The 1,034-nt window shown below is 60.5% G+C and carries 1 protein-coding gene; it reads right to left on the bottom strand.

Features of this window, described 5'->3' with window-relative positions; all coding sequences use genetic code 11:
• The coding region (locus MXC11_RS12120; protein ID WP_250010425.1) for an IS630 family transposase at nucleotides 1-1,020 on the bottom strand (1,020 nt) is incomplete at its 3' end.
• Between the last annotated feature and the right edge of the window lie 14 nt (nucleotides 1,021-1,034).

Genomic DNA, 1,034 nt, shown 5'->3' with positions numbered 1-1,034 from the left:
TTTGGGATGTCGGAAGTAGGATCGAATCCGTTCAGGCCTGGATTGCAGGCGACGCAGTACTGAGCGGATTCGCTTTTCCAGGGCATCCTGGCTTCTCACACTGTGTCCGCTGCGGACCTGGCGCTTGAGATCACCATTCAGATATTCATCCGGGTTGAGCTCCGGGGCATAGGCCGGCAAGAAGAACACTTCGAGCTGTTCACGCCGGCTCTCCAGCCAGGCACTGACCTTCTTGCTGTGATGCACGCGCAGGTTATCCAGAATCAGAAAGACCTTGCGCCCGCGGGTATCTCGAATCAGGCGCCCCAGGAAACGGATCAGCACCACCGCCGTCATGGTTTCCCGGTACAGCATGAAGCGCAGCTTGCCCCGGTTAGTGACCGTCGAGATCATGTTTGTGGCAAAGCGGCTTCCACTGACTTCACGTACCGGCGTTCGTCCCGCCGGTGCATAGCTGCGCCCGGCGTGGCTGTCGCTGCGCAAGCCCGTTTCGTCACCCCAGTGAATCTCGCCACCTTCCGCTTTGGCGCGCTGCTCAATCTTTGGGTACTCGGTTTCCAGCCAGCGCTTTATCGCCTCGGGCTTCTGCTGATAGGCACGTTTTAGCGGGCGCTGCGGGGTGTAGCCCCAGCGTTTGAGGTATTCGCCGACGGTCCGGATCGGCATCTGGAAGCCGCAGTGCAGTGCAATCAGGGCTTGCACGGCCTCACGGGTCCACAGTGCGAAGTCGAGCTTCAAGGTGTCCGGCATGGTGTCGAGCAACAGGATGCGAATCAGGGCTTCCTGCTCAGGGCTCAGGCTACGTCGCTCACCAGGCAGCGATCCACGCTGACCACCCTCGATGGCAGCCTCTTTGCCCTGAGATTCGGCGACGGCGACCCAATGCGCCACGGTACGCAGGTGAACCCCAACGGCCTCACCGATCGCTCGATAGGTATACCCCAGCTCGCGCATGCGAAGGGCAGTGGCGCGCTTTTCGCGCTGTTCCAGGGGGCTGAGGCTGCGTGCATCGTTGGTCATTTTGAAAATACTGA

It is taken from the genome of Pseudomonas eutrophicaquae, assembly GCF_023544715.1.
Lineage (GTDB): Bacteria > Pseudomonadota > Gammaproteobacteria > Pseudomonadales > Pseudomonadaceae > Geopseudomonas.
This window is presented reverse-complemented; position numbering and strand designations above follow the sequence as displayed.